This is a genomic window from Mesorhizobium sp. USDA 3734, from assembly GCF_056279665.1.
Map to the genome: position 1 here is coordinate 1,529,986 of NZ_JBWCCW010000001.1, position 23,712 is coordinate 1,553,697.

The window sequence follows — 23,712 nt, forward strand, 5'->3', positions numbered from 1 at the left end:
GAAAAGAGCGGTCAGGTCATCGTCATGTCGGCGCGGTCGTCGTCGGCAAGAAGTTTTGCATCGACGACGGACCAGCGCAGATCGACCGTGTCACCAATCGAGAACGATGTGGCTTCCAGAGACGAGCGAACGATGGCGACCGAGCCGTCGCGAAGCGTCACCTGGTATTTCGAACCGGACCCAAGATAGATCGCTTCGCTGACCTCACCGGTGAGGCTGTTCTGCCCTGCGGTCAGAGTCGTTTTTGCACTGGCGAGCGAGAGCTTTTCCGGCCGCAGCAGGACCACCGGTTTCTGACCGCCGGCGAGCTTGCCGCCAACAACGATCTTCTGGCCGGCGATCGTCAGGCTGGTCTCGTTGCCGGACGTCTGGGCCGCGCCACGCAAACTGGTCGATTCGCCGATGAACTTGGCCACGAACAGGGTCGTCGGCTCGTCGTAGAGCTGGCGGCCGGTTCCCACCTGTTCGATGCGCCCCTGGTTGAACACGGCGATGCGGTCGGACAGAACCAGTGCCTCTTCCTGGTCATGCGTCACATAGACGAAGGTGGTGCCGAGTTCGCGGTGGATGCGCTTGATTTCCAGCTGCAGCCATTCGCGCAGTTTCTTGTCGAGCGCGCCGAGCGGCTCGTCCATCAACAGCAGCGGCGGATCGAAGACGATGGCGCGCGCCAGCGCCACGCGCTGCTGCTGGCCGCCGGAAAGCTCTGAGGGATAGCGATGCGCGAAATCGGCCATCTTGACCATGTCCAGCGCGCGCACGACGAGACGGTCGCGCGCCTGCTTGTCCATGCCGCGCAAGGTGAGGGGATAGGCGACGTTCTTGCCGACGGTCATGTGCGGAAACAGCGCGTAGTGCTGGAAGACGACGCCGATGTTGCGCTTGTGTGCGGGCAGGGCGACGATGCTTTTGCCGCCAACGGCAAGATCGCCGGAGGTCAGGTCGGTGAAGCCGGCAACGACGTTGAGCGTAGTGGTCTTGCCCGAGCCGCTGGGGCCGAGCAGCGTCATGAACTCGCCCGGCTCGATATGCAGGCTGACATCGTCGAGCGCGGTGAAATTGCCGTAGCGCTTGGTTGCGCCCTTGATGTCGATGGCCGCGCCACGTTCCCTCGCAGTCATCTCAACTCCTCGTCGATTTCGAGCTGATGATCAGCCCGGCGCTGATGATCAGCGTCGTGGCAATGAAGATGATGGTTCCAACGGCCGTCACCGTCGGGTCGGCGTCGCGGGTGATGCTGGTGAAGATCTGAACGGGCAAGGTCTTCAAATACGGGCTGGTGATGAACAGCGCGACGATGATTTCGTCGAAAGAGGTGACGAAGGCAAACAGCAGCCCCGACAGGATGCCGGGCGCGATCAGCGGCAAGGTCACCGTGCGGAACGTTGTGAGGCGGTTGGCGCCGAGGCTTGCCGCCGCCGTCTCCAGTCGCACGTCGAAGACTTCGAGGCTTGCCGACACGGCGATGATGACGAAGGGGATCGCCAGCATCGTGTGCGCGATGACGAAGCCGGTGGTGGTGCCGACGAGCTGGTAGTCGAGATAGACGGCATAGATGCCGATCGCCAGCACCACGCCGGGCACGATCATCGGCGTGATCAGGATGGCGCGCAGCAGGCCGGCGCCGGAATGTTTCATGCGGCTGAGGCCAAGCGACGCCAGCGTGCCGATCAGCGTCGCGGCGATGGCGACGAGGCCGGCGACCCTGAGCGAATTGAAGAAGCTCGACAGCCAATCGGGATTGGTGAAGAAATTCTCGTACCACTGCCAGGAGAAGCCGGAGGGCGGGAAGGCCAGCGACTTCTTCTCGTTGAACGACATCGGGATGATGACCAGCGTCGGCATCACCAGCCACACGGCGACCAACAGGCAGAACAGGCCGAGCAGAATGCGGAATGGCGCCAGTCTCATGATCTGGACGCCTGCTTGTGGCGCTGGCGCATCAGCGGGGCGGCGAGCGCCAGAAGCACGAAGGTCGCGACCAGCAGCACGACGCCCATGGCGCCGCCACGGCCCCAGTTCAGCAGGCTGAGCACCTGGCTCTGCACCAGCGTCGACAGCATGGTGCTGCGCGGGCCGCCGAGCAGGGCCGGGGTGATGTAGAAGCCGAGCGACAGGATGAAGACGATGATGGCGCCGGCGAAAACACCAGGCAGCGACAGCGGCAGATAGATTTGCAGGAAGGCACGTGCCGGCCGCGCACCGAGGCTGCGCGCCGCCTGGACGAGGCGCAGGTCGATACCGCGCATCACCGAATAGAGCGGCAGGATCATGAACGGCAGCAGCACCTGCGCCATGCCGATGACCACGCCGGTCTGCGTGCGGATCAGCTTCACGCCGTCAAAGCCGAGCAGCCTGATCACGGAATTGATGATGCCTGAATCCTGCAGCAGGATCACCCAGGCCAGGGTGCGCACCACGCCGCTGACCCAGAACGGCACCAGCACGCACAGGATGAGGACGAGCCGCAGCCGCGGCCCGACGGCCGTCATGAGATAGGCGTAGGGATAGGCGGCGATGACGCAGACGATGGTCACCCAGGCGGCGATGGAAAAGGTGCGCCACAGGACGGTGACGTTCACCGGCGTGGAAAAGAACCAGACATAGTTCTGCAGGCCCCAGGCCGGGTCCGAAAAACTGCGCAGCGTGACGGTCAGCAAGGGATAGCCCATCGCCGCGATGAGCAGGAGCAAGGCCGGCATCGCCAGCAGCGAAGGATAGGCGGCAAGGCGCGGGCGCCGTTGCGGCCCCTGCACGGCACCTGCCGGCCGGGGATTTTCACCCCCGGCCGTCGGCGTATGCGATGTCTGGCTCACGCCGTCACCTGCGGTAGCCGGCTCAGTTGCCGGCCATCAGCGCCGTCCACTTGTCGGACGCCGTGGCGAAGTTGGCGACCCAGAACTTGATGTTCTGCTGGTAGCCGAGCTTGGCGTGGTCCGGCGTGTTGGTCAGGAAGGCGCCGACGGAGGCATCCACCTTCGGCTGTGCCTCGCTGTTGATCGGCGAGTAGGAGGTCTGCTCGGTCAGGATCTCTTGCGACTTCTTGCCGAGATAGGCGTTGATCAGCGCATAGGAGGCGTCGGTGTCCTTGGCGCCGACCGGGATGGTTAGCTGATCCATGACGACCAGCCAGTCCTTCCACACCGGCGTGTAGGCGGCGCCGTTCTTGACCGCCGTCATGGCGCGGCCCGTCCACATGATGATCATGTCGGCCTCGCCGGATTCGGCGAGCTGCTGGGATTCGGCGCCGGTCTTCCAGAAGATCGTGTCCGGACCGATCGCTTTGATCTTGGCGATGCCCTTGTCGATGTCGGCCGGCGTCATGGCGTCGACCTTGCCGCCGTCGGCCAGGATGGCCTGTTCGATCAGGCCGCCGATCGGGCTTCCGCTGCCATCGATGGCGCGCGTGCCGGGGAATTTCGCGGTGTCGAAGAAATCCTTCCAGTCCGTCGGCGGATTGTCCTTGTACTTGTCGTTCTTGTACATCAGGACCATGCCGTAGTTCATCGCCGGCACGCTGCATTCACCGACCTGTCCGGCCGGGATGTGCGAGATGTCGAGCTTGGTCAAATCGAGCTTCTGGAACAGTTTGCCGCAATGCACGAAGGGCGGAAAGTCGTCGGTGTCGACGACATCCCAGGTCACATTGCCTGATTCCACCTGCGCCTGAAGCTTGGCGATTTCGGTCGGTCCGTCGTTCAAGAGCTTGACGCCGCTCTTGTCGACGAATTCCTTGAGCGCCGCGACCTGGCCGTCCTGGTAGATGCCGCCATAAGAGACGAAGGTCAGCGTCTTGCCCTTCAGCGACCCGTCGACGACGGTTCCCGCCGGCGGTGCGTTCTGCGCGTGAGCGGCGGCCGCGAGCAAGGCCAGTGCGGCGGCACCGACAAATCCGGCCAATCTTGATCTGCTTCCCATTTTCTAACCCTCCGATGGCTCGCTGTTTGATTTTGGCAGACCGGGCGCGAGCGTTTTCCGGGCTACATATTGGTCGAGGTCGACGGCGCCGCTGGTCGGCGGCGCAATGATCCAGAGCACTTCGGCCACCGTGTCGCCGACATTGATTGTTCGGTGCGGCGTCGAGGTCGAATATTCGATGCTGTCGCCCTCTTCGAGGATGAAGCTCTCGTCACCGAGCGTCAGCTGCAGCCGGCCGCGCAGCACGAGGAACATTTCATGTGCGCTGCCATGCGTGTAGGGCACGTCGCCGGTCGAGCCGCCGACGGCGAATTCGCCGCAATAGACTTCCATCTCACGGATTGGCCGGCGCGACAGCAGCGTCTTGCGATAGCCTTCGCTGGTCGGCAGCGCCGGCCGCTCGGCGCGTGTCAGCACCGCGTGCGGCGAGACTTCGCATTCGTCGAAAAGGTCGGCGAGGCTGATGCCGAGCGCATTGGCGATCAGCATCAGCGTGCTGGTGTTGGCGCCGGAAAGGCCGCGCTCGAGCTGGCTCAGGAAACTGGCGGTGGTGCCGATCATGTCGCCGAGCTGGCGCAGCGTCAGGCGTCGCGTGGTGCGATAGGCTTTGACGCGATCGCCCAACACCGTCGAGCGGCGCGCTTCCGCGCTGGACGCGGCGCTGTCGTCTGGGATGTGATCCTCGGCAATCTTCATGGCGATCTCAGGGTTCACTTAACATGCTATTAAGTGAAGCCTCCTGGCAAGCGGATTCGCTCGGGTCACCTGAAAATCACCGATGGACCTGCAGAGGGATGCATGATCGGCCGACCGGCAGGAGCAAACGCCGGTTCGGCCCGATCACTGGATCATGAAGCGCGAACTGAACGGCAGGCTTGCCGCGCCGACGGCCTTCGGGCTGATGGTGACGCGCGCCGGCAACGCTTCGATGGTGGCGAATTCCCGGCTGATGTCGGCGCACAAAGCCTTGGCGATCTTCTGCGGCGCGTAGCTGGACAGGACGACCGTCCTGAATTCGACAAACTGGGTCAGTGCCGAGATCGACGCTTTCAGGCGGTTGGAGCATTCCCCCAGCCATTCGCTGTAGGCCTCGCCAAGGTCAGGCCACTCAGGGCTGCTGCTCCAGATGATTTCGGACGGGCGCCCGCGCCTGGTCAGTTCGCTCTCCAGGCGCACAAGGCCATGATCGAAGCTGGCGCTGGCGTTTCCCTTGTAGATCTGGTGGTTGAGGATGAGCCTGCTCTGCAGCCTTGCCCCGAGATAGAAGAACAAATAGTCGTTCAGCGGCTTGGCGACGCCGAACATGCTTTCGCCGCCGGCCGCTGCGGTGATGTCGTTTTGCACGAAAACCGGCAGCTTGCTCTGCTCTTCGATCTCGCCTTGCAAAGCCTTGAGGGAGGTGCTCGATCCGTTGCGGGTTGCAGCCATGGCGTCGACTTCGTCGGGAACAGCCAGCCCGATGCCGGCGACCCGGCTGCGCGCCTCGACGGGCAAGCTCGTCATGGCTTGCCCGATTGCCCCCAGCAAATCACTGCTTTGCGGAAACGGATTGGCTTCATCCGCCGGCAACTGCTTGTGGAAGCGCACGGTGCCGATGAAGTCGATGAGCGCGATGTCGATCCTGCGCCGGCTGAAGCCGACGCCGACCGCATAGGCGCCCTCCGGATTGAGCGAAAGCGGTATGGTTGGCGGGCCGACGCGGCCGCGCTGCGCCTCGCCCTGCGAGACCAAGCCTTCCTGCTCGAGCGAGCGGACGATGACCGAGGCCGTCTGCGCCGACAGGCCGGTCTTCTCGCCGATTTCCATCCGCGAAATGCCTTCGTTCTGCAGCAGCAGCGACAGCACCAGCCGCTCGTTGTAGCTGCGCACGCTCAACGCATTCAGCCCACTCGCACGATCGGCGATGCGCAAGGGATTGGGTGGTGCGAATCTCATGTCAGGCAAGGGTCGCCCCGTCGGTAAGAGCGCATTGCCTGGCGGCGCCGGGATTGCTCATGTCGAGCGGCTCCAGCCGATGGCATCGACCGCGCGGGCGAGTGCGGTGCCCAGCAATCTGTGCGCCTCGGCATCTATGTGAAATCCGTCTGCTTCGCTGCACGACACCACCGCGCCGGCATCGAAAAAGTGCAGTTCGAGCGAGTCCGCCAGAACCTCGAATTCGAGCGCGAGCAGGCGCGATTTCTCCGGCGCGCCGGCGAAGATGGACTTCCATTCCTTGACGTCGTTCTGCATCGGCGGCGGCGCCACGATCATGATCTCGGGCGTCGAGCCGCCCGGACCGGGCGCCAGCTCCTTGATGTCGTAGACGAGGCAGCCAATGCCCATCGCCACTTCCGACGGCGGCTTGTTGAAGCGGATCTTCAGATCGTTGGTGCCGAGCATGATGATGACGAGATCAAGCGTCGCATGGCTCTGCAGGCAAGGACGAAGATAGGTCCGGCCGTTCTTGTGGGCGCCCTCGATCGGGTCGTCGTGGACGGTGGTTCGGCCGCTCAATCCCTCCTCGATGACATACCAATCGGGACCTAGCTGAGAACGCAATATCCCCGGCCAGCGCTCACATGGACCATAGCGCTCGAGCGGCCCCCTGCCGGGGATCTGGCCGTGCGTGTTGGAGTCGCCGTAGCACAAGACTGATCGCATGTTTTTCCCGCCGGAACTGACAGCGCGCCGATGCCGGCGCGCGCCATTCATGATGGATAGAGGAGCGATGAAAGGCAAGCAAGCGAATAGTCATTCAACATGACTAACTATTGACAGGCCGAATCCGCTGTGCTTCTAAAGTGCCCGGAGGAGTTCTCGACCGTCATCATCGTCCAGCAGAAGTTGGGCCTCGACACGCGTGTGTTCGGGGGGGCGGGATTGTGTGCATCGGTCGGTTTGCGACGACGAGCATGCATTGGGAGAGCGTCTCGCGGCCGTACGAATTCGTAAGGCCGGGGCAACCACAAGGAGGAGAGTTCAATGTTAGGATTGCTGAAAACCGTCGGTCTGGGAGTGCTCGTCGTATCAGCGCTTGCCGTGACCTCCCTGGCGCATGCGGAAGACGTCAAGCTGATGGACGGCGTCGCGCCGCGCGCCGACGACACGCGCATGACCGCGGCCGGCGCGTTCAAGAAGGACCCGCCCTGGGTCATCGGAATGAGCGACTTCGGCGTCAACGCCAACACCTGGACGGTGCAGGTGGCGCATGAGGCGGAGAACGCCGCGGCAAAGGACAAGCGCATCTCGAAATTCATCCTGCTCGATGCCGGCTTCGACCAGAAGAAGCAGGTGGCCGATATCGAGGATCTGATCGCGCAGCATGTCGACGCGATCATCGTTCAGCCGGTGACCAGCACATCGGCCAACGCCAGCATCGCCAAGGCGGTCGCCGCCGGCATTCCCGTCATCCTTCACACCGGCCGCATCGATTCCGACGCCTACACCACAGAGATCCAGGGCGGGGCCGAGCACTTCGGCAAGGTGATGGGCGACTGGCTGGTGAAGACCGTCGGCGACAACGGCAAGATCTGGGTCCTGCGGGGTCTGGCCGGCCATCCGGAAGACACCAACCGCTACAACGGCCTCCTGGAATCGCTCAAGGGCACGCATGTGCAGATCATCGCCGAGGAGCATGGCGACTGGCAGTACGACAAGGCCAAGAAGCTGTGCGAGACGCTCTATCTGAACAATCCGCAGGTCGACGGCATCTGGTCGTCGGGCGCCGACATGACGCGTGCCTGCGTCGATGTCTTCAAGCAGTTCGGCACGCCCATTCCGCCGATTTCCGGCGAAGGCAACAATGGCTATTTCAGCCAGTGGATCACGGATGGATTCAAGTCGATCTCGCCGGAATACAGCCCCGCCCAAGGTGCGGCCGGCGTGCGCGCCGCTGTCGCTTTGCTCGAAGGCCAGCAGCTCTACAAGCGCTATGTCTACAACCCCGACGGCTGGGACAAGGACAAGGCCGCCAAATACTATCGCGACGATTTGACGGCCAATGTCTGGTGGCCGAGCGAACTGCCCGAGGACAAGCTCAAGGAATATTACGGCAAGAAGTGACGGCGCCGTGGCTGGCGGGGAGTGGACAAACATTCCCCGCAGGCCTTTCCAGCTGTTGAACCCGGTTCGTTCGAGGATTTCGTGACCAATCTTATCGAGATGTCCCACATTTCGAAGGCGTTCGGAGGGAGCAAGGCGCTCCACTCCGTTTCCCTCGATCTCAAGGCGGGCAGCGTTCACGCCCTGATGGGGGAGAACGGCGCCGGCAAATCGACGTTGATGAAGATCCTGGCGGGCGTGCATCAGCCCGATTCCGGCGAGATCTTCATGAACGGGGAAAAGCTCGATCTGAAGTCGCCGCGCGACGCACTGGATGCAGGTATTTCCACCGTTTTCCAGGAGCATTCGCTGCTGCCCAATCTGTCGATCGCCGAGAACATGTTTCTGGGCCGGGAGCCGACGACCCGGTTCGGCTCGATCGACTATTCCGCGATGAGCAGCCAGACCGCCAAGGCGCTTGGCGAACTCGGCCTCACGCTCGACCCGTCGCAACTCGTTTCCAACCTGACGATCGCCGAGCGGCAATTCGTCGAGATCGCGCATTGCATCCATGCCGACGCCAGCGTGCTCATCCTCGATGAACCGACGGCCGCTCTCAATGCGGCCGATGTCGATGTGCTCAACCGCAACATCCGCCGGCTGCGCGATAAGGGAAAAGCGATCGTCTACATCTCGCATCGCATGGAGGAGATCTTCGAGCTGTGCGACACGGTGACGGTGTTGAAGGACGGCGCACTGGTCGGCACCAGAATGGTGTCCGAGATCACCACCGACGAACTCATCGCCATGATGGTCGGACGCGAACTCCAGGACCTTTTCCCCGATCGCACTGATGACAAAGGCGATGAGATCCTGCGCGTCGAGAACCTCAGGATCACGGAGACCTCGCAGCCGCTGTCGCTGACATTGCACAAGGGTGAGATCGTCGCCCTGGCCGGACTGGAGGGGCAGGGCCAGCAGCGCTTCCTGAGATCGCTGATCGGCCGCTACCATCCCTTTGCCGGGACGATTTCCATCAACGGCAAAGCGCTGAAGATGCCGCTCTCGGGGTCGGCAGGCGTTCGCCATTTGCAGCAGCTGAAGGTCGGCTTCGTTCCCGAGGACCGCAAGGAAGAGGGGCTCTTTCTCGCTTTGCCGATCGCCCACAACATCGCCATCGGATTGCATTCGAGGCGACCCGAACTTGCGCCGGCGCGGCCCTATCGAAACGTCATCGCCCGCATGATGGAGGTCATGAACATAAAGGCGGCGGGTCCATCGGCTCCGGTCGGCTCCCTGTCGGGTGGCAACCAGCAAAAGGTTCTGCTCGGCCGGTATCTGGCCGCCGATCTCGATCTTCTGTTGGTGGAGGAGCCGACCCGCGGCGTCGACATCGGCGCCAAGTCCGAGATCTACCATCTGCTGCGCGACTTCACCCGCAAGGGCGGTGCCGTGCTGGTGCTGTCGCGCGAGACGATCGAGCTGATCGGGCTCTGCGACCGCATCTACGTCGTCCATCATGACACGATCGTTGCCGAAATGCCGGCAGCGCAGGCGACGGAACACAAGATCCTCGACGCGGCCCTGACGGGCGGCTCCACGCGCCAGCATTAGGGGCCTCCATGCATCGTTCGCTTTTCAACATCCTGAGTGGCCGGAACACACGGCAAGGCCTGTGGGGCCTGCCACTGCTGGTTGCCTTGCTCATTTCGCTGTGGCTGACCGTCGAGACGACACAGTTCGCGACGGCCGAGAACCTCTTCAACCTGGTTGCCCAGGCAATGCCGCTGATCATCGCGGCGATCGGGCAGCTCGTCGTCGTGCTCATAGGCGGGCTCGATCTGTCGGTCGGCTCTGTCATCAGCTTCACGACGGCGGTGCTGGCGCTCGACCAGCCGGCGATCGTGCTGATCCCGGCGGTCTTTCTGCTGGCCGCATTCATCGGTCTGATCAACGGCCTGGCGATCACCCGCTTCAACGTCCATCCGATCATCGCGACGCTGTCGACGCAGTACATCGTACTTGGCGTCACGCGCATCTTGCGTCCCGTCTCCGGCGGCACCGTGCCGGAGATCGTCATCGCCGCCGTCTCGGGTAGTTTCCTCGGCATTCCCTATCCGGTTTTCTGGGGCATCGTCGTGATCCTGGTGGCGTGGAAGCTGCTCTACGGATCGCGATACGGGCTGCATCTGTTTGCGATCGGCGGCGGCATCGCTTCGGGTGCAGAGAGTGCTGCCCGCAATTTCGGCGTGGCCGACCGTCGTAACATCATCCTCGCCTATGTGGTCTGTTCCTGTTTCGCGGCCGTTGCCGGTGTCTTCCTGGCCGGGCGCATCGTGTCGGGCGATCCGAATGTCGGGCTGCTTTTCGAACTCGACACCGTCACCGCCGTGGCCCTTGGGGGCACCCAGCTCTCAGGCGGCATCGGCAGCCTGCACGGCACGGTGATCGGCGCGCTGGTCATGGCGCTGCTGGCCAATGGCATGAACCTCGCCAACGTCTCGCCCTTCGTCCAGACGGCGATCAAGGGCGGCATCCTGCTGGCGGTGGTCGGGCTGCAATCGCGCAAGAAGATGGGGCTCTGAACCATGGCTGCCGTTCTCGCAAATCCGATCGCCCGACGACTGCTGCGCATACCGCCGTCCTATTTTGTCTTCCTCGTGCTGCTGGCCACGCTGTGGATCGCACGGCCGAACATGCTCAACCTCAACATCATGGGCATCTTCATCAGGCAGATCGTCCCGCTCGGTATCCTGGTGCTGGGGCAGCTCGTCGTCATGCGGGTGAAGTCGATCGACCTCTCCGGCGGTGGCATCATCCTCTTGATCAACTATTTCATCTCGTCGGGCAGTTTCCCGGGCGCGTCGCTGCCATTCTTCGTCGTGCTGGCGCTCGCCACGGGCCTCGTCATCGGTCTGTTCAACGGCTTCATGATCGGCAACCGGCGGGTGTCGGCCGTCATCGTCACGCTGGCGGTCAGCATCATCCTGGTCGGGCTGGTGCAGTTCCTGTCGAGTGGCAATCCACCCGGCGACGTGCCGAAGCTGTTCAACGACCTCTACAACACGAAATTCCTGTCGGTTCCGACGCCGGTGCTGTTCTGGATCCTGCTGACCGCCGCGGTGTGGCTGCTGCTGTCGCGGACGGTGTTTGGCCGCTACGTCGCCTCGGTCGGAGAGAATGCCGAAGCAGCCCATTTTTCCGGCGTGCCGGTCCAGCGCACCGTCATCCTGGCGCATACGCTCGCCGGCCTGATCGCGGCGATCGCGGCCCTGGTGCAGACAGGTTCGATTGCTGTCGGCAGCGTCCGCGTCGGTCTCGACCTGCCGATCCTGGCCGTCGCGGCAACGATCCTTGGCGGCGTCGTCTTCGGCCGTGGCGACGGCGGCGTCTGGGGGCCTTTCTTCGGTGCGCTGTGTTTTGCGCTTTTGTTCGTGGTGATGACGGTGCTCGGCATTGACGAGCCCGGCAAGCTGATCGCCCAGGGCGTCATCATCCTCGGCGCGGCGATCTTCTACGGAGTGCGCGTGCGAACCCCCTGACTTGAAGCAGCGAAGGCAAACCGCACCGGCGTCCGCCCGGACCGAACCGCGTGTTCAGACAATTGGCAAACAAATGGAGAAACATGGATGTCACCGCCAAAAAACATCATGTGCTACGGCGACTCGCTCACCTGGGGCTGGGTTCCGGTCAAGGAGGGCTCACCGACCCTCCGCTATCCCTATGACCAGCGCTGGACGGGCGTCATGGCGGCGGCGCTCGGAGCGGGCTATCACATCGTCGAAGAAGGCTTGAGCGCACGCACGACCTGTCTCGACGACCCCAACGATCCGCGCCTGAACGGGGCCAACTATCTGCCCTCGGCCATCGCCAGCCATCTGCCGCTGGACCTGGTCATCGTGATGCTCGGCACCAACGACACGAAGTCCTATTTCCGCCGGACGCCCTACGAGATCGCCAATGGAATGGCGAAACTGGTCGGGCAGATCCTGACCAGTGCCGGCGGCATCGGCACCCCTTATCCGGCGCCCAAGGCGCTGGTCATTGCACCGCCGCCGCTGACGCCGATGCCCGATCCGTGGTTCGAGGGCATGTTTGGCGGCGGCCACGAGAAGTCCAGGGACCTGGCCAGGCAGTACAAGGCGATGGCGGATTTCATGAAGATCGACTTCCTCAATGCCGGCGATTTCGTCACAACGGACGGTGTCGACGGCATCCATTTCACTGCCGCAAACAACGCCGATCTGGGGCGCGCCGTCGCCGACAAGGTCAAGTCGATCCTCGAGATGGGCAAGGTCAGCACCGCCGCCTGAATCCGCCACGCCCGTCGGCTTGCGGCACACAGGCCCAGGGCGCAGGTGTATCGCAGGTTCCTCCGGCGATACACATCGATGCGGGGCCGAACGATGCGTTTGGCCCCGTATTGATGTGGCCAAGCCTCCGGCAGATGTGCGTCGATCTAGGGCTTTGGCCCCAGAGGAATATCATCGGCGGACGCTTTGGTTTGGCGATCGAAAACGACCGCCAGCCCGTTCTTGACGGCAAGCGAGGCGACCATGTTGTCGAGTTCGCGATCGGGAATGGCAGGTTTGAGGACGTGCCGGATGGCCTGATAGGCCTGCTCGGTCGACACATAGTCGTGGCGCTTTTTGCGCGCTTCCACATATTGCTCGATGAGAATGCCCAATCGGCGGGCGGCGATGTCATCTGGTTGCTGCTGCAAGGGAGCCTCCTCAAGCGTCGATCGTTTGCAGACCCCTCAGATGTAAAAACCCACGCTGCGAAAGTTAAGGCCTGCAGCCGGCCGGAGGCCAAATAAATACGCTGTCGTCATCGACGAACCGGGCGGCAGCCAGCAAGGCTCGCTCAAAGGCCTTGTCAAAATCAGGATGACAAACGATCGGGTCCGAGTGGGGAACGATCCGCCCGCTGCGACATTTTCCGCAGAAGGAGGCACGCAATGCTTACGAAGAACGACACCGCGAAGGCCGCCCAAAAACAGCGGCGCATTCAGCGCAAGGTGGATGAAGACGACCGCCAAAAAGGCCGGTCGAAACCGGATCGCGCCATGCAGGCCGGCGCACGCAACTACCCGGTGCCGCCTTTCCCGAAACAGCATCATCCCAAGCCTGGCGAAGAGGGGCGGGTCGAGCCCGCACCGCTATACGATGCGCCCTACTGGATCGGCTCGCGCAAGCTGGATGGCAAGATAGCGCTGATCACCGGCGGCGATTCCGGCATAGGCCGTGCGGTCGCGGTTCTGTTTGCACGTGAGGGAGCCGACGTGGCGATCGCCTATCTGTCCGAAGACAAGGATGCGGACGAGACCAAGAAGGCCATCGAGGCGGAAGGCCGGCGCTGCCTGCTGCTGCGCGGCGACGTCTCCCGCCGTGCCTTCTGTCGCCGGGCGGTTGCCGCCACTGTGAAGCAGCTAGGCGGCCTCGACGTGCTGGTGAACAATGCCGCCTTCCAGGTCCACTCGGCCGATTTTGCCGACCTGACCGAGGAACATTTCGACACCACGTTGAAGACCAACCTCTACGGCTATTTCCACATGGCGCAGGAGGCGGTGCCGCATATGAAGCCAGGCTCGGCCATCGTCAACACCGGCTCCGTGACCGGCATAGACGGCTCCAAAGCGCTGGTCGACTATTCGATGACCAAGGGCGGCATCCATGCCTTTACCAGGGCGTTGTCGGGAAACCTCATCAGCAAGGGAATCAGGGTGAATGCGGTGGCGCCGGGGCCTGTCTGGACCCCCTTGAACCCCTCCGACAAGAAGGCGGACGACGTTTCCAAATTTGGTGCCGACACGCCCATGAAGCGTCCGGCGCAGCCCGAAGAACTGGCTCCGGCCTATGTGTTTCTCGCTTCCGCGCAGTGCTCCAGCTACATCACGGGCGAGATTCTGCCGGTGGTCGGCGGCTACTGATCCTGGCATCGCCGGCTGGCGGCCAAGCGCAGGGTCGACAGACGTGTGTTCACTTCAGCTCCGACAGAACCGCCATGAAATGGTCGTTCTCCGAAACCGAGCCGATGCTGACGCGGACATAGGTGTCGAAGCCCTGCTGCTTCCACGGTTTGACGATGACGCCTTGGCGCAGCAGGCTCTCGACGAAGACGGAAGCATCTTGCCGGCAGTTGAAGAACAGGAAATTGCCCCTGGAGGCGGCGACGTCGAGCCCCTTGCTCCTGAGGAAAGTCTCGACGCGCGCTCTCTCCGCCGTGGCCAGCGCGACGACCCTGGCAAGATGATCCTCATCTGCCAGCGCCGCCAGTGCGGCGGCCTGGGCCATGGCGTTGGCGTTGAAGGGTGTGCGGACACGGTCGAGCAGCGCGCGCAGTTCCGGGTCGCCGACGATGCCGAAGCCGATCCGCAGTCCGGCCAGGCCGAATGCCTTGGAAAAGGTCCGCAGCACGATCCAAGGCTGGTCGAGCTTGCTTAGATAGGCGAGGGACGACGCATAGTCGTCGCCCTTGGCATATTCGGCATAGGCTTCATCAATGACGATCAGCGTCTCGTCGCTTGCCGCATCCAGAACCCTCGAAAGGTCGCCGCCGGGGAGCCAGCTGCCGACCGGGTTCATCGGGTTCGAGAACAGCAGCATGCGGGGCCGTTCGCGCACCGCCTCGACCAGCGCATCGACGTCGATGGTGAGATCGTCGTTGACCACAACGCGTTTGACGGTAGCCCCCATCAGCGTCGCGTAGTCCTCATGCAGTGGGAACGACGGGTAGAGGGTGACGACGGTATCGCCGGGCCGCAACACGGCACGGCTGATGACGGAGAGAAGATCTTCGGAGCCGTTGCCCAGGATAATCTGGTCTTCGGTGACAGCATGCCTGTCGCCGATCGCCTGGCGCAGCTTGCGCCCGGCAGGGTCCGGATAGAGGCGGAACATCTCGGAGCCGGCATGCATGGTCGTGGCGAGGGTTGGGCTCGGCCCGAGCGGGTTTTCGTTCGAGCCGAGTTTGGCGATCCTGGCCGGCGCGTATCGCTCCATGACCTCGTCAATGGTCAGCCCGGAATTGTAGGGCGACAGACGCGTGACTTCGGTTCGCACCATATCCGAGGCTTTCGACACGAGCGGCTCCTCTGGGGCTGGCCGACGGATTCCCGTCATCGGCCGGGTTCTCAAACACTGGCTTTCGCTGCATCTTGCCCTGGGCAAGCCTGGTCACCGGCGGGGGTACTCGTGCAGCGGATTTCGTCATCAGTACCGTAGCAGAAATAGTTTGTATATGCTTGTATATGTAACCTATGGCCTGATAGCATTGAAACCGGTGCCGAAGCCGACACCGACCAGGAGGATCACATGCGCAATGCTTCTCTCTTCGATCTCTCCGGCAGGAAGGCGCTTGTCACCGGCGCAAGCCGCGGCATCGGGCGCAGCATCGCAGAAGCGCTCAGCGCTGCCGGCGCCGACGTCGCGGTCACGGCGCGCAGCCTGACCTCATTGGAGGAGACAACGACAGCCATCCGCGCGGCCGGCGGGGTGGTGCACGCCATTGCTCTCGACGTCACCGACGTCGGGCGGTGCAGCGCGGCAACCGCCGAGGCCGCCAGCCTGCTTGGCGGTCTCGACATTCTCGTCAACAATGCCGGGATAGAAGAGGTGCGGCCCTCGCTCGATGTCGACGAGGCGCTGTGGGACAGGATCGTCGACACGAATCTGAAGGGAGCGTTCTTCTGCGCCCAGGCCGCCGCGCGGCAGATGCGGGACGCCGGCCGGTCCGGCGCCATCATCAATCTATGTTCGCTAACATCGGAAGTCGGAATCCCCACCGCGGTGCCGTATGGCTCGTCGAAGTCGGGCCTGCTTGGCATGACACGGGCGCTGGCGGCGGAGTGGGCGGAGCTTGGCATAAGGGTCAATGCGATCGCGCCGGGCTATTTCAGGACGGCGATGACTGACGCTTTCTACAGCAACGAGGCATGGCAGCACTCCATGCTGGCCAAGATCCCGCAGCGCCGTTTCGGCGATCTGCGCGATCTGCACGGCATCGCGGTGTTCCTCGCTTCGGATGCGGCAGCCTACATCACCGGCCAGTCCATCCCGGTCGATGGCGGCTTTCTCGCCTCGATCTGATGACGCGGTTTGTCTCGGCAGTTTCGACCGGAAGGATGATGGAAAAATTGCTGGCGACCATCATACATACATGTATATACTTTTGCCTGAGTGAAGCCATCTCGATGGCTTTGATCCTTGTCCCGGGTCGGCCTGTCGGCCCGCAGAATTATGGCCGACCTGCGCCAACCGTCATTGCGTTCCAAGAGTTCCAGGAGAACGAGCAGCCATGTCCGACATCAGCTTCCACGATTTGTCATCCATTGATGCCGACCAGCGCGCCAGTCTGCTGAAGCGCGCCGAGGCCGATCTGACGGTCTTCGTCGAGAAGGTCCGGCCGATCATCCAGGCCGTCAAGGACGAAGGCGACGCCGCCTTGATCCGGTTTGCCAGGGAACTCGACAAGGCCAATGTCGCTGAGGGCGAACTACGGGTGTCGGAAGCCGAGTTCGACGCTGCGTTCGACAAGGTGGAAAAGGATGTCGTCGAGAGCATCCAGTTCGGCATCGACAACATCAGGCATTTCCATGAGGAGCAGAAGCCGGAAACGATGTGGCTCAAGGAAGTCCGGCCGGGCGCCTATGCCGGCGACAGGTACACGCCGATCGCGTCCGTTGCGCTCTACGTTCCGCGCGGCAAGGGCGCCTTTCCGTCGGTGACGATGATGACGTCGGTGCCGGCGGTGATTGCCGGCGTGCCGCAGATCGCCATCGTGACGCCGCCGACATCGGATGGTTCGGTGGATGCGGCAACGCTGGTCGCCGCGCGCCTCGCAGGCGTCGGGACCGTCTACAAATGCGGCGGCGCGCAAGCGGTCGCCGCCGTCGCCTACGGCACGCAGACAGTGAAGCCCGCGCTCAAGATCGTCGGCCCCGGCAGCCCGTGGGTGGTGGCCGCCAAGAGCGTGTTGTCGTCGGTCATCAACACAGGCCTTCCGGCCGGTCCGTCCGAAGCGATCATCTTTGCCGATGACAGCGTCGACGGCGGCCTTGCCGCGCTCGACCTTTTGATCGAAGCCGAGCACGGGCCAGATTCCTCGGCCTATCTGGTGACGCACAGCCGCAAGGTCGCCGAAGCCGCATTGGCCGCAATCCCGGAGCACTGGTCGCGAATGACCGAACAGCGTGTCGAGTTCTCGCGCGCGGTGCTTACCGGCAAGCGCGGCGGCATCGTGCTGACCGCGTCGCTGGAAGACAGCTACCGCTTCATCAACGACTATGCGCCCGAACATCTCGAGATCCTGTCGAAGGAGCCGTTCGCGCATCTCGGGCGCATCACCGAGGCCGCCGAAATCCTCATGGGCCCGCACACGCCGGTGACGCTTGCCAACTTCGTCCTCGGCCCCAATGCGGTGCTGCCGACCAGCCGCTGGGCACGGACCTACGGGCCGCTTTCGGTGACGGATTTCGTCAAGCGCTCGTCGGTCGGCTATGTCACCTCGGCGGCCTATCCGGAACTGGCGCTGCATGCGCGCAGGCTCGCCCGCTACGAAGGGTTCAGCTCGCACGAGAACGCGGTCTCGGAAATCCGCGACCGCTATCTCGCCGGCTGAGCGGAACGATCGCGATGAAGGCCGCTCGACTTTATGGACCCGGCGATCTGCGCGTCGAGGACATCGCCACGCCGGGCGCGCCGGATGCGGGCTGGGTGAAGCTCAGGGTCGCCGCCGCCGGCATCTGCGGCTCGGACCTGCACAATTTCCGCACGGGACAGTGGATAAGCCGGTCGCCTTCGACGGCCGGCCACGAGCTGACCGGCACGGTGACCGCCATCGGCGCGGGCGTCGACACCGTCGCCATCGGCGACAGGGTGGTTGCCGATTCCCGGTTCTGGTGCGGAGACTGCGCGCAATGCCAAGCCGGCAGGCGGCATCTCTGCGCGTCACTGGGCTTCGTGGGAGAGATCTGCGACGGCGGCTTTGCCGAACAGGCGGTGCTGCCCGCACGGCTTTTGCATGTCATCGATGCCGGGCTCGACGAGCGGGTCGCGGCGATGGCCGAGCCGCTGGCGGTGGCGCTGCATGCGGTGCGGCGGCTGCCGAAGACGGCAGGCTCCGTGCTGGTCGTCGGCTGCGGGCCTATCGGCGGTCTTGCCGCGCTGCTGCTGTCGCGAACCTTCGCCGGTACCGTACTCGTCGCCGACCGCAACCAGGCCCGCTGCGCTCGCGTGGCGCAGGTAACGGGCGCCACGATTGTCGATCTGAACCGGGATGCCATTGCCGCCGCAACCGCCAATGCCCCGCTGCTCGCGGCCATCGAAGCGACCGGCAGCGTCGCGGCCCTCAATCAGCTGCTCGGCGTTCTCGATCCCGGCGGTACGGTCGCCATGGTCGGCATCTTCCATGACCGCCTCGACATCGATCCCAACACATTGGTCGAACGCGAGATCGGGTTGCTGGGATGCCACGCCTTTGCCGACGAACTGCCCGAGGCCGTGCGGATGCTGGGTGAACTGAGCGAGCCGCTGCTGGCGCTGATCGACCAGGAGATCGGCCTCGATGAGGTTCCCGCCGCCTATCAGCGGCTGTTGGCGGGGCGCAGCGACGGCTTGAAAACAATCATCCGCATGCGGCAACCTGTCGAGCAGTCGTGATTTCCGATAAATCGCCGGAAAGGACTTTTGAAATGATCACTTTGCCCGATACCGCCAGCCCTCTCTACGAGAAGGTGAAGGACTACATCCTGGCGAACATCGGAACGGGCCGGTGGGGCAAGGATCGCAAGCTGCCGTCCGAAAATGAGTTGGTGGCGTCGCTGGGCGTGTCGCGGATGACGGTTCACCGGGCCCTCAGAGAGTTGACCTCGGCGGGATTCCTGATCCGTCTGCAAGGTGTGGGAACCTTCATCGCGCCACCGCGGCCGCAATCGACGCTGATCGAGATCAACAACATCGCAGCCGAGATCGTCGAGCGCGGCAATAGGCATCGCTCCGAAGTCCTCGTCCTCGAAACCATCATGCCGACAAAGGAGCTGGCGCTGTCATTCGAGTTTCCAAAGCGCGTCTCGATCTATCATTCCGTCGTCGTCAATTTCGAGAACGATTTGCCGGTGCAGCTCGAAGAGCGTTTCGTCAATCCGAGCCTCATCCCCGACTATGACAAGCAGGATTTTTCGAAGACGGCGACCTATGACTACCTCATGCAGAAAACCCCGGTGACCGAGGTCGAGCACATCATCTCTGCCATCCCGGCGGATGCCGAGACGGCGCGGCATCTGGGCATCGATGTCGGCGCCTGCTGCCTTTTCCTGCATCGCCGGACATGGACGGGCGCGGTGGTGGCGACGATCAGCAAGCTGACTTATGCCGGCAGCCGCTACTCGCTCGGCAGCCGCTATTCCCCCTCCAAAAACAGCTGACGGCAATGGAGCGAATGCAAGCCGGAGCGGTTTCGTTGCCAATGTATATACATGTACTGATGAGACCGGTTTCGCCCTCGGCGAACGAACTGGCTGGAAGGAGCGACAGATGACGCCGATACCGAGCCGCACGGCGCGGATCCGGGCACTCGCGCAGCATGATGTTGCCGAGGCACAGAGCGCGCTGGCGGCGCTGCTGGGCGACCTGTTCGCGATGCGCCCCCGCAACGTCCGCATCAACTTCGACAAATACAGCCTCAATTCCCTGAACGGCTTCTTCGAGGACGACGGCAACGCCTACTTCTTCAAATTCCACCAGGAGGAACGGGAAGAGGCGATGACGGGCGAGTATTACCGCGCCGAGATTCTGTCGCGCGCCGGCCTGCCGGTCGATCAGCCGGTTCATATGTCCGCCCAACCCGGCGAGCAGATCCTTGTCTATCGCCGCCGCACGGATCCGCGCTTCTCGGATGTGCTGTTCGCGCTGGATGCGCAGGACGATGCCGGCAAACGGCGAGAAGCCGTTCTTGCAGAGCGCGACCTGTCGGCAAGGCTGCTCAAGGTCTATCTGGAGACGCTGCATCCCGTGACTGTCGAGGACGTAGCGGCGGAGCCGATCCACAGGCTGTTTCATGAGCGGCTGATCGATGCCGACACACGCTTGTCGCCAGGCGGCCGGCTGGCCGATTTCTATGTCGGCAAACCGTTTGTCTTCCCCGGTGCGGAGCTGGATTGGGATCGGTTTTCCCGGCTGAAATTCGTCATCAACGGCCAGCGCTACGCCAACAGCGTCGGCGAACTTTTCGATGCCGCCGCGGTGCGCTTGCGGCCGGACCGGCTTGCCGATGCCGGCGGCGTGGTGGCGCATGGCGACGCCCACAATGCCAATGTCTGGTACACGGCGAAAGCGGGGAGGGCGGAGTTGTCCTTCTTCGATCCCGCCTTTGCCGGCTCGCACATCCCGACGCTGCTGGCGGAGGTGAAGGCGACGTTCCACAACATCTTCGCCCACCCGTTCTGGCTCTATGATCCGGCGACCGCGACCGAGGCTTTCCGCGCCCAGGCGCGGCTGGACGGAAACCTGCTCCATGTCGACACGGACTGGGACCTGAGCCCGGTTCGTCGCGACCTGCTGGAGGTCAAGGCGACAGCGCTGTGGCGGCCATTGCTGCTGGAACTCAAACGGCGTGGCATGCTGCCGGTCGATTGGCGCGCGGTGTTGCGCTCAGGACTTTTCCTGTCGCCGACGCTGGTCATGAACCTGCGCGCCGGCGCGCGCAGCCACACGCCGGTCTCCTCCCTCATTGCCTTTTCAGTCGCGGTCATGGTCGGCAGCGAGCCCGTTGCCGGGGTCGATCGAGTGACCGATTTCCTTGACCGGATCGATCCGGAAAAAGCCTGAGTGATCGTCGCGGCGGGGCAGGCGGATGCGCCGATCAAGGTGAAAAATTGAGTCCGAGCAACTTGTATATGCATGTATGTATTTTAGCCTTGACATCCGCTCCCGCTGACGCTGAAATATCCTCGCACTTCACCATGAAGTGGCAGGTAAGACGCCGAGGCACAGTGCCGCAAGAGCAGAAACCCGCAGTCTCACCAGACCGGCTACCTGGGTTAGAAAAAGCGGTCTGATCATCAAGGGAACAAAGATGATGCGTAACCTAACAGGACAATTTCGCGCGCTCGTGATGGCCGCCGCCATCGGGCTCGCCGCTGCCCCGGCAGCCTACGCGGCCGATGCGGCCATTCCCACCACGCCCGAGGCAGGATCGTTCAAGATCGGCATCGAGCCCTGGCTTGGCTATGGCCAGTGGCATGTCGCCGAGGCCAAGGCGCTGTTCAAGGCAAATGGTCTGACGGACGTCCAGATCGTCAACTTCGCCGAGGACAAGGACATCAACGCAGCACTTGCAAGCGGCCAGCTCGACGCCGCCAACATCGCCACCCACACGGCGATGGGCATGGTGGCGGCCGGCCTGCCGGTGAAGATCGTGCTGCTGCTCGATGTCTCCATGACCGCCGACGCCATCATCGCAGGCAAGGACGTCACCTCCATCGCGGACCTCAAGGGCAAGCAGGTCGCTTTCGAGGAAGGCACGACGAGCGACATCCTGCTCAAATACGCACTCGCCAGGAACGGCATGTCGATCGACGACGTGAAGCCGGTTCCGATGCCGGCGTCTGACGCCGGCAGCGCCTTGATCGCCGGCCAGGTGCCGGTCGCGGTGACCTATGAACCGTACCTCACCGTCGCCATGGCGCAGAACAAGGATCTCAAGCTGCTGTTCACCGCCGGCGAGGATCCCGGCCTGATCAGCGACGTGCTGGTGGTGCGCGACGAGGTGATCAAGTCGCGGCCCGGCCAGGTGCTGGCCATGATCAAGAGCTGGGACGCGGCGCTCAAGGATTACAATGCCGACACGCCCGGCGGCCGCGCCATCATCGCCAAGGCCGTCGGCTCGGACGTCAAGGACCTCAACACGGCCTTTGACGGCGTGCGCTACTACTCGCTGACCGAAAACAAGACGGCGCTGACCGGCGACTTCACCACCAAGACCTTCGCCGATGTGGAAGCCGCCGCCAAGAACGCCAAGCTGCTGCAGGCCGATGTGACGCCGGAGCAGATGATCGACCCGTCTTTCGTCAAGGCGGCGGAATGACCAAGGCCGGATCGCGGTGGTGACGCAGATGCCCGGGGAGCCCCCCGCGAAAACGGGTCCGGCGCACTCGGCGCCAAGCCCCATCGCGAAACTGGCGAGGCGCCGCCGATCCTCCGGGATCGGCGTGCCCATCGCCAGGTCGCGCTTCCTGATGATCGCGGTGGCCGTGTTCGTCGGGCTCGGCCTTGCCTGGTGGGCGGCAACCGGACTGGGGTTGGTAAAGGCGATCTTCCTGCCGTCGCCGGGCAGCGTCGCGACGCAGATCGCCAAGCTCGCGACCGACGGCACGTTGTGGCTGGACCTCAAGGCCTCGATGTACCGCATTTCCATCGGCTTCCTCATCGCCTCGGCACTGTCGATACCGATCGGCGTGCTGATCGGCAGTTTCCGCTCCTGGGAGGCGGCCATCGAGCCGCTGGTGGATTTCATCCGCTACATGCCGGTCGTCGCCTTCGTGCCGCTCTCCATCCTGTGGGCGGGCACCGGCGATTCGCAGAAGTTCCTGATCATCTTCATCGGCACCTTCTTCCAGCAGGTGCTGATGATCATGGACAATGTGAAACGGGTTCCCGCCGATTTCATCGGCCTTGGGCGCACACTCGGCCTGCCGGATCGCAAAATCCTGACGCGCATCGTCGTTCCCAGCGCCTTGCCGGGCATCTGGGATACGCTGCGCATCAGCCTGGGCTGGGCATGGACCTGGCTGGTGCTGGCCGAACTTGTCGCGGCGACATCGGGGCTCGGCTATCGCATCACCGTGTCGCAGCGCTATTTCCAGACCAACACCATCATCGGCTACATCCTGCTGCTTGGCCTGCTCGGCCTCATCACCGACCAGGTGATGAAGGCGCTGGAAAAGGTGCTGTTCAAGCAAGAGGGCCGCTCGCAATGAGGTCCAGCCGATGAGCCCCCCCAAATTGCGGATCGCCGGTCTGCACAAGAGCTTCGGCACCGGCGAGCGGCGCAAGGAAGTGCTGCGCGATATCAACCTCGATCTTGCCGACAACGAGTTCGTCTCCTTGGTCGGTACGTCGGGTTGCGGCAAGAGCACGCTGCTGTCGATCGTGGCCGGACTGCAGGACTTCGACGCCGGCGATCTCAGCATCGATGGCGCGCCGATCCTGCAGCCGGGTCTCGACCGTGGCGTCGTCTTCCAGTCCTACACGCTGCTTCCCTGGCTGACGGCGCGGCGGAACATCGAGTTTGCCCTCAAGGCCGCCGGTTACGATCGCCCGACCTGCCGCAGGATCGCGCTGGAGCATCTCGAACTCGTCAAGCTGTCCGACAGCGCCGACCGCTATCCGGCCGAACTCTCGGGCGGCATGAAACAGCGCGTCGCCATTGCGCGTGCGCTTTCCTATCGGCCCAAGATGCTGTTGATGGACGAGCCCTTCGGCGCGCTCGATGCCTTGACCCGGCACCAGATGCAGGAATTGCTGACCCAGATCTGGGAGGAACACAGGTTGACCGTCCTGTTTGTCACCCATGACGTGGAGGAGGCGGTCTATCTGTCGGACCGGATCGTGGTCATGGGCATCGGCCCGGGACGCATCACGCAGACCTTCAACGTCGATATCGAGCGCCCGCGCCGCGAAGAGGTGATGGAAAGCCCTGCGTTCATGGATCTGCAGCGCGGCGTGCACAAGGCCATCCGCGAGGGCTCAAAACGTCCCGAAATGGCGTAAG

23 protein-coding genes are annotated in these 23,712 nt (G+C 63.3%); 14 read left to right on the forward strand and 9 right to left on the reverse strand.

All coding sequences use genetic code 11. From position 1 onward, the window contains the following. Positions 1–11: 11 nt before the first annotated feature. The 7 genes from ACZ89F_RS07220 to ACZ89F_RS07250 form a co-directional block, all read right to left on the reverse strand. On the reverse strand, positions 12–1,121 hold the full coding sequence (locus ACZ89F_RS07220) for an ABC transporter ATP-binding protein (protein WP_476091058.1): 1,110 nt from the start codon (positions 1,119–1,121) through the stop codon (positions 12–14). A 1-nt stretch (position 1,122) separates the two neighbouring features. Next, positions 1,123–1,911 carry an ABC transporter permease gene (locus ACZ89F_RS07225; RefSeq protein ID WP_476091059.1) on the reverse strand — a complete coding sequence of 263 codons (789 nt, stop codon included), beginning with the start codon at positions 1,909–1,911 and terminating at the stop codon, positions 1,123–1,125. Next, complete coding sequence (locus tag ACZ89F_RS07230; RefSeq protein WP_476091060.1) at positions 1,908–2,816, reverse strand: ABC transporter permease; 909 nt, start codon at positions 2,814–2,816, stop codon at positions 1,908–1,910. Before ACZ89F_RS07230 ends, ACZ89F_RS07225 begins: the two co-directional genes overlap by 4 nt. A 22-nt stretch (positions 2,817–2,838) precedes the next feature. Beyond that, positions 2,839–3,918 (reverse strand): extracellular solute-binding protein, encoded by a 1,080-nt coding sequence (locus ACZ89F_RS07235; protein ID WP_476091061.1) that lies wholly within the window; start codon positions 3,916–3,918, stop codon positions 2,839–2,841. 3 nt (positions 3,919–3,921) lie between these two features. Continuing rightward, complete coding sequence (locus ACZ89F_RS07240; RefSeq protein ID WP_476091062.1) at positions 3,922–4,614, reverse strand: helix-turn-helix domain-containing protein; 693 nt, start codon at positions 4,612–4,614, stop codon at positions 3,922–3,924. Between the two features lie 144 nt (positions 4,615–4,758). After that, on the reverse strand, positions 4,759–5,853 hold the full coding sequence (locus tag ACZ89F_RS07245; RefSeq protein WP_476097233.1) for an ROK family transcriptional regulator: 1,095 nt from the start codon (positions 5,851–5,853) through the stop codon (positions 4,759–4,761). 57 nt (positions 5,854–5,910) lie between these two features. Then, positions 5,911–6,561, reverse strand: a complete 651-nt coding sequence (locus tag ACZ89F_RS07250; RefSeq protein WP_476091063.1) for an SGNH/GDSL hydrolase family protein — start codon at positions 6,559–6,561, stop codon at positions 5,911–5,913. Positions 6,562–6,882: 321 nt separating this feature from the next. Between ACZ89F_RS07250 and ACZ89F_RS07255 the strand changes: the two genes are divergently transcribed. The 5 genes from ACZ89F_RS07255 (at position 6,883) to ACZ89F_RS07275 (ending at position 12,254) form a co-directional block, all read left to right on the forward strand. Continuing rightward, positions 6,883–7,962 carry a substrate-binding domain-containing protein gene (locus ACZ89F_RS07255; RefSeq protein WP_476091064.1) on the forward strand — a complete coding sequence of 360 codons (1,080 nt, stop codon included), beginning with the start codon at positions 6,883–6,885 and terminating at the stop codon, positions 7,960–7,962. An 81-nt stretch (positions 7,963–8,043) separates the two neighbouring features. Next, positions 8,044–9,555, forward strand: coding sequence for a sugar ABC transporter ATP-binding protein (locus ACZ89F_RS07260; protein ID WP_476091065.1), 1,512 nt, complete (start codon positions 8,044–8,046; stop codon positions 9,553–9,555). Between the two features lie 8 nt (positions 9,556–9,563). Further along, positions 9,564–10,526, forward strand: coding sequence for an ABC transporter permease (locus ACZ89F_RS07265; protein WP_476091066.1), 963 nt, complete (start codon positions 9,564–9,566; stop codon positions 10,524–10,526). A gap of 3 nt (positions 10,527–10,529) precedes the next feature. Then, positions 10,530–11,483 carry an ABC transporter permease gene (locus ACZ89F_RS07270; RefSeq protein WP_126069971.1) on the forward strand — a complete coding sequence of 318 codons (954 nt, stop codon included), beginning with the start codon at positions 10,530–10,532 and terminating at the stop codon, positions 11,481–11,483. A gap of 87 nt (positions 11,484–11,570) precedes the next feature. Next, complete coding sequence (locus ACZ89F_RS07275) at positions 11,571–12,254, forward strand: SGNH/GDSL hydrolase family protein (protein ID WP_476091067.1); 684 nt, start codon at positions 11,571–11,573, stop codon at positions 12,252–12,254. 146 nt (positions 12,255–12,400) lie between these two features. Here the strand turns inward: ACZ89F_RS07275 and ACZ89F_RS07280 are convergent, their stop codons facing one another. After that, on the reverse strand, positions 12,401–12,664 hold the full coding sequence (locus tag ACZ89F_RS07280; RefSeq protein WP_476091068.1) for a hypothetical protein: 264 nt from the start codon (positions 12,662–12,664) through the stop codon (positions 12,401–12,403). A gap of 237 nt (positions 12,665–12,901) precedes the next feature. Here ACZ89F_RS07280 and ACZ89F_RS07285 point away from each other — a divergent pair, with 237 nt between their 5' ends. Then, on the forward strand, positions 12,902–13,873 hold the full coding sequence (locus ACZ89F_RS07285; protein WP_476091069.1) for an SDR family oxidoreductase: 972 nt from the start codon (positions 12,902–12,904) through the stop codon (positions 13,871–13,873). Between the two features lie 49 nt (positions 13,874–13,922). On the opposite strand, the gene ACZ89F_RS07290 is transcribed toward ACZ89F_RS07285, so the two are convergent. Next, entirely contained in the window at positions 13,923–15,026 is a 1,104-nt protein-coding gene (locus tag ACZ89F_RS07290) for a histidinol-phosphate transaminase (RefSeq protein WP_476091070.1), read from the reverse strand. Positions 15,027–15,257: 231 nt separating this feature from the next. Here ACZ89F_RS07290 and ACZ89F_RS07295 point away from each other — a divergent pair, with 231 nt between their 5' ends. From ACZ89F_RS07295 to ACZ89F_RS07330, 8 genes are all read left to right on the forward strand, one after another. After that, entirely contained in the window at positions 15,258–16,031 is a 774-nt protein-coding gene (locus ACZ89F_RS07295) for an SDR family NAD(P)-dependent oxidoreductase (RefSeq protein WP_476091071.1), read from the forward strand. Between the two features lie 208 nt (positions 16,032–16,239). After that, a complete protein-coding gene (gene hisD, locus ACZ89F_RS07300; RefSeq protein WP_476091072.1) occupies positions 16,240–17,562 on the forward strand; it encodes a histidinol dehydrogenase in 1,323 nt (440 codons plus the stop codon). A 14-nt stretch (positions 17,563–17,576) separates the two neighbouring features. Continuing rightward, positions 17,577–18,602 carry a zinc-dependent alcohol dehydrogenase gene (locus tag ACZ89F_RS07305; protein WP_476091073.1) on the forward strand — a complete coding sequence of 342 codons (1,026 nt, stop codon included), beginning with the start codon at positions 17,577–17,579 and terminating at the stop codon, positions 18,600–18,602. 32 nt (positions 18,603–18,634) lie between these two features. Beyond that, a complete protein-coding gene (gene hutC / locus ACZ89F_RS07310) occupies positions 18,635–19,366 on the forward strand; it encodes a histidine utilization repressor (protein ID WP_476091074.1) in 732 nt (243 codons plus the stop codon). A 109-nt stretch (positions 19,367–19,475) separates the two neighbouring features. After that, positions 19,476–20,768, forward strand: a complete 1,293-nt coding sequence (locus tag ACZ89F_RS07315; protein WP_476091075.1) for a hypothetical protein — start codon at positions 19,476–19,478, stop codon at positions 20,766–20,768. A gap of 250 nt (positions 20,769–21,018) precedes the next feature. Continuing rightward, entirely contained in the window at positions 21,019–22,026 is a 1,008-nt protein-coding gene (locus tag ACZ89F_RS07320) for an ABC transporter substrate-binding protein (RefSeq protein WP_476097234.1), read from the forward strand. Between the two features lie 124 nt (positions 22,027–22,150). Next, positions 22,151–22,918 (forward strand): ABC transporter permease, encoded by a 768-nt coding sequence (locus tag ACZ89F_RS07325; RefSeq protein WP_476091076.1) that lies wholly within the window; start codon positions 22,151–22,153, stop codon positions 22,916–22,918. A gap of 10 nt (positions 22,919–22,928) precedes the next feature. Further along, complete coding sequence (locus ACZ89F_RS07330; protein ID WP_476091077.1) at positions 22,929–23,711, forward strand: ABC transporter ATP-binding protein; 783 nt, start codon at positions 22,929–22,931, stop codon at positions 23,709–23,711. The last annotated feature ends 1 nt before the right edge of the window (position 23,712 follow it).

What these genes read in the sequence shown, in the direction of transcription:
- ACZ89F_RS07220 (WP_476091058.1), bottom strand. Translation starts at nt 1,121, where the DNA reads ATGACTGCGAGGGAACGTGGCGCGGCCATCGACATCAAGGGCGCAACC.
- ACZ89F_RS07225 (WP_476091059.1), bottom strand. Translation starts at nt 1,911, where the DNA reads ATGAGACTGGCGCCATTCCGCATTCTGCTCGGCCTGTTCTGCCTGTTG.
- ACZ89F_RS07235 (WP_476091061.1), bottom strand. Translation starts at nt 3,918, where the DNA reads ATGGGAAGCAGATCAAGATTGGCCGGATTTGTCGGTGCCGCCGCACTG.
- ACZ89F_RS07240 (WP_476091062.1), bottom strand. Translation starts at nt 4,614, where the DNA reads ATGAAGATTGCCGAGGATCACATCCCAGACGACAGCGCCGCGTCCAGC.
- ACZ89F_RS07245 (WP_476097233.1), bottom strand. Translation starts at nt 5,853, where the DNA reads ATGAGATTCGCACCACCCAATCCCTTGCGCATCGCCGATCGTGCGAGT.
- ACZ89F_RS07250 (WP_476091063.1), bottom strand. Translation starts at nt 6,561, where the DNA reads ATGCGATCAGTCTTGTGCTACGGCGACTCCAACACGCACGGCCAGATC.
- ACZ89F_RS07255 (WP_476091064.1), top strand. Translation starts at nt 6,883, where the DNA reads ATGTTAGGATTGCTGAAAACCGTCGGTCTGGGAGTGCTCGTCGTATCA.
- ACZ89F_RS07265 (WP_476091066.1), top strand. Translation starts at nt 9,564, where the DNA reads ATGCATCGTTCGCTTTTCAACATCCTGAGTGGCCGGAACACACGGCAA.
- ACZ89F_RS07270 (WP_126069971.1), top strand. Translation starts at nt 10,530, where the DNA reads ATGGCTGCCGTTCTCGCAAATCCGATCGCCCGACGACTGCTGCGCATA.
- ACZ89F_RS07275 (WP_476091067.1), top strand. Translation starts at nt 11,571, where the DNA reads ATGTCACCGCCAAAAAACATCATGTGCTACGGCGACTCGCTCACCTGG.
- ACZ89F_RS07285 (WP_476091069.1), top strand. Translation starts at nt 12,902, where the DNA reads ATGCTTACGAAGAACGACACCGCGAAGGCCGCCCAAAAACAGCGGCGC.
- ACZ89F_RS07295 (WP_476091071.1), top strand. Translation starts at nt 15,258, where the DNA reads ATGCGCAATGCTTCTCTCTTCGATCTCTCCGGCAGGAAGGCGCTTGTC.
- hisD (WP_476091072.1), top strand. Translation starts at nt 16,240, where the DNA reads ATGTCCGACATCAGCTTCCACGATTTGTCATCCATTGATGCCGACCAG.
- ACZ89F_RS07305 (WP_476091073.1), top strand. Translation starts at nt 17,577, where the DNA reads ATGAAGGCCGCTCGACTTTATGGACCCGGCGATCTGCGCGTCGAGGAC.
- hutC (WP_476091074.1), top strand. Translation starts at nt 18,635, where the DNA reads ATGATCACTTTGCCCGATACCGCCAGCCCTCTCTACGAGAAGGTGAAG.
- ACZ89F_RS07315 (WP_476091075.1), top strand. Translation starts at nt 19,476, where the DNA reads ATGACGCCGATACCGAGCCGCACGGCGCGGATCCGGGCACTCGCGCAG.
- ACZ89F_RS07320 (WP_476097234.1), top strand. Translation starts at nt 21,019, where the DNA reads ATGCGTAACCTAACAGGACAATTTCGCGCGCTCGTGATGGCCGCCGCC.
- ACZ89F_RS07330 (WP_476091077.1), top strand. Translation starts at nt 22,929, where the DNA reads ATGAGCCCCCCCAAATTGCGGATCGCCGGTCTGCACAAGAGCTTCGGC.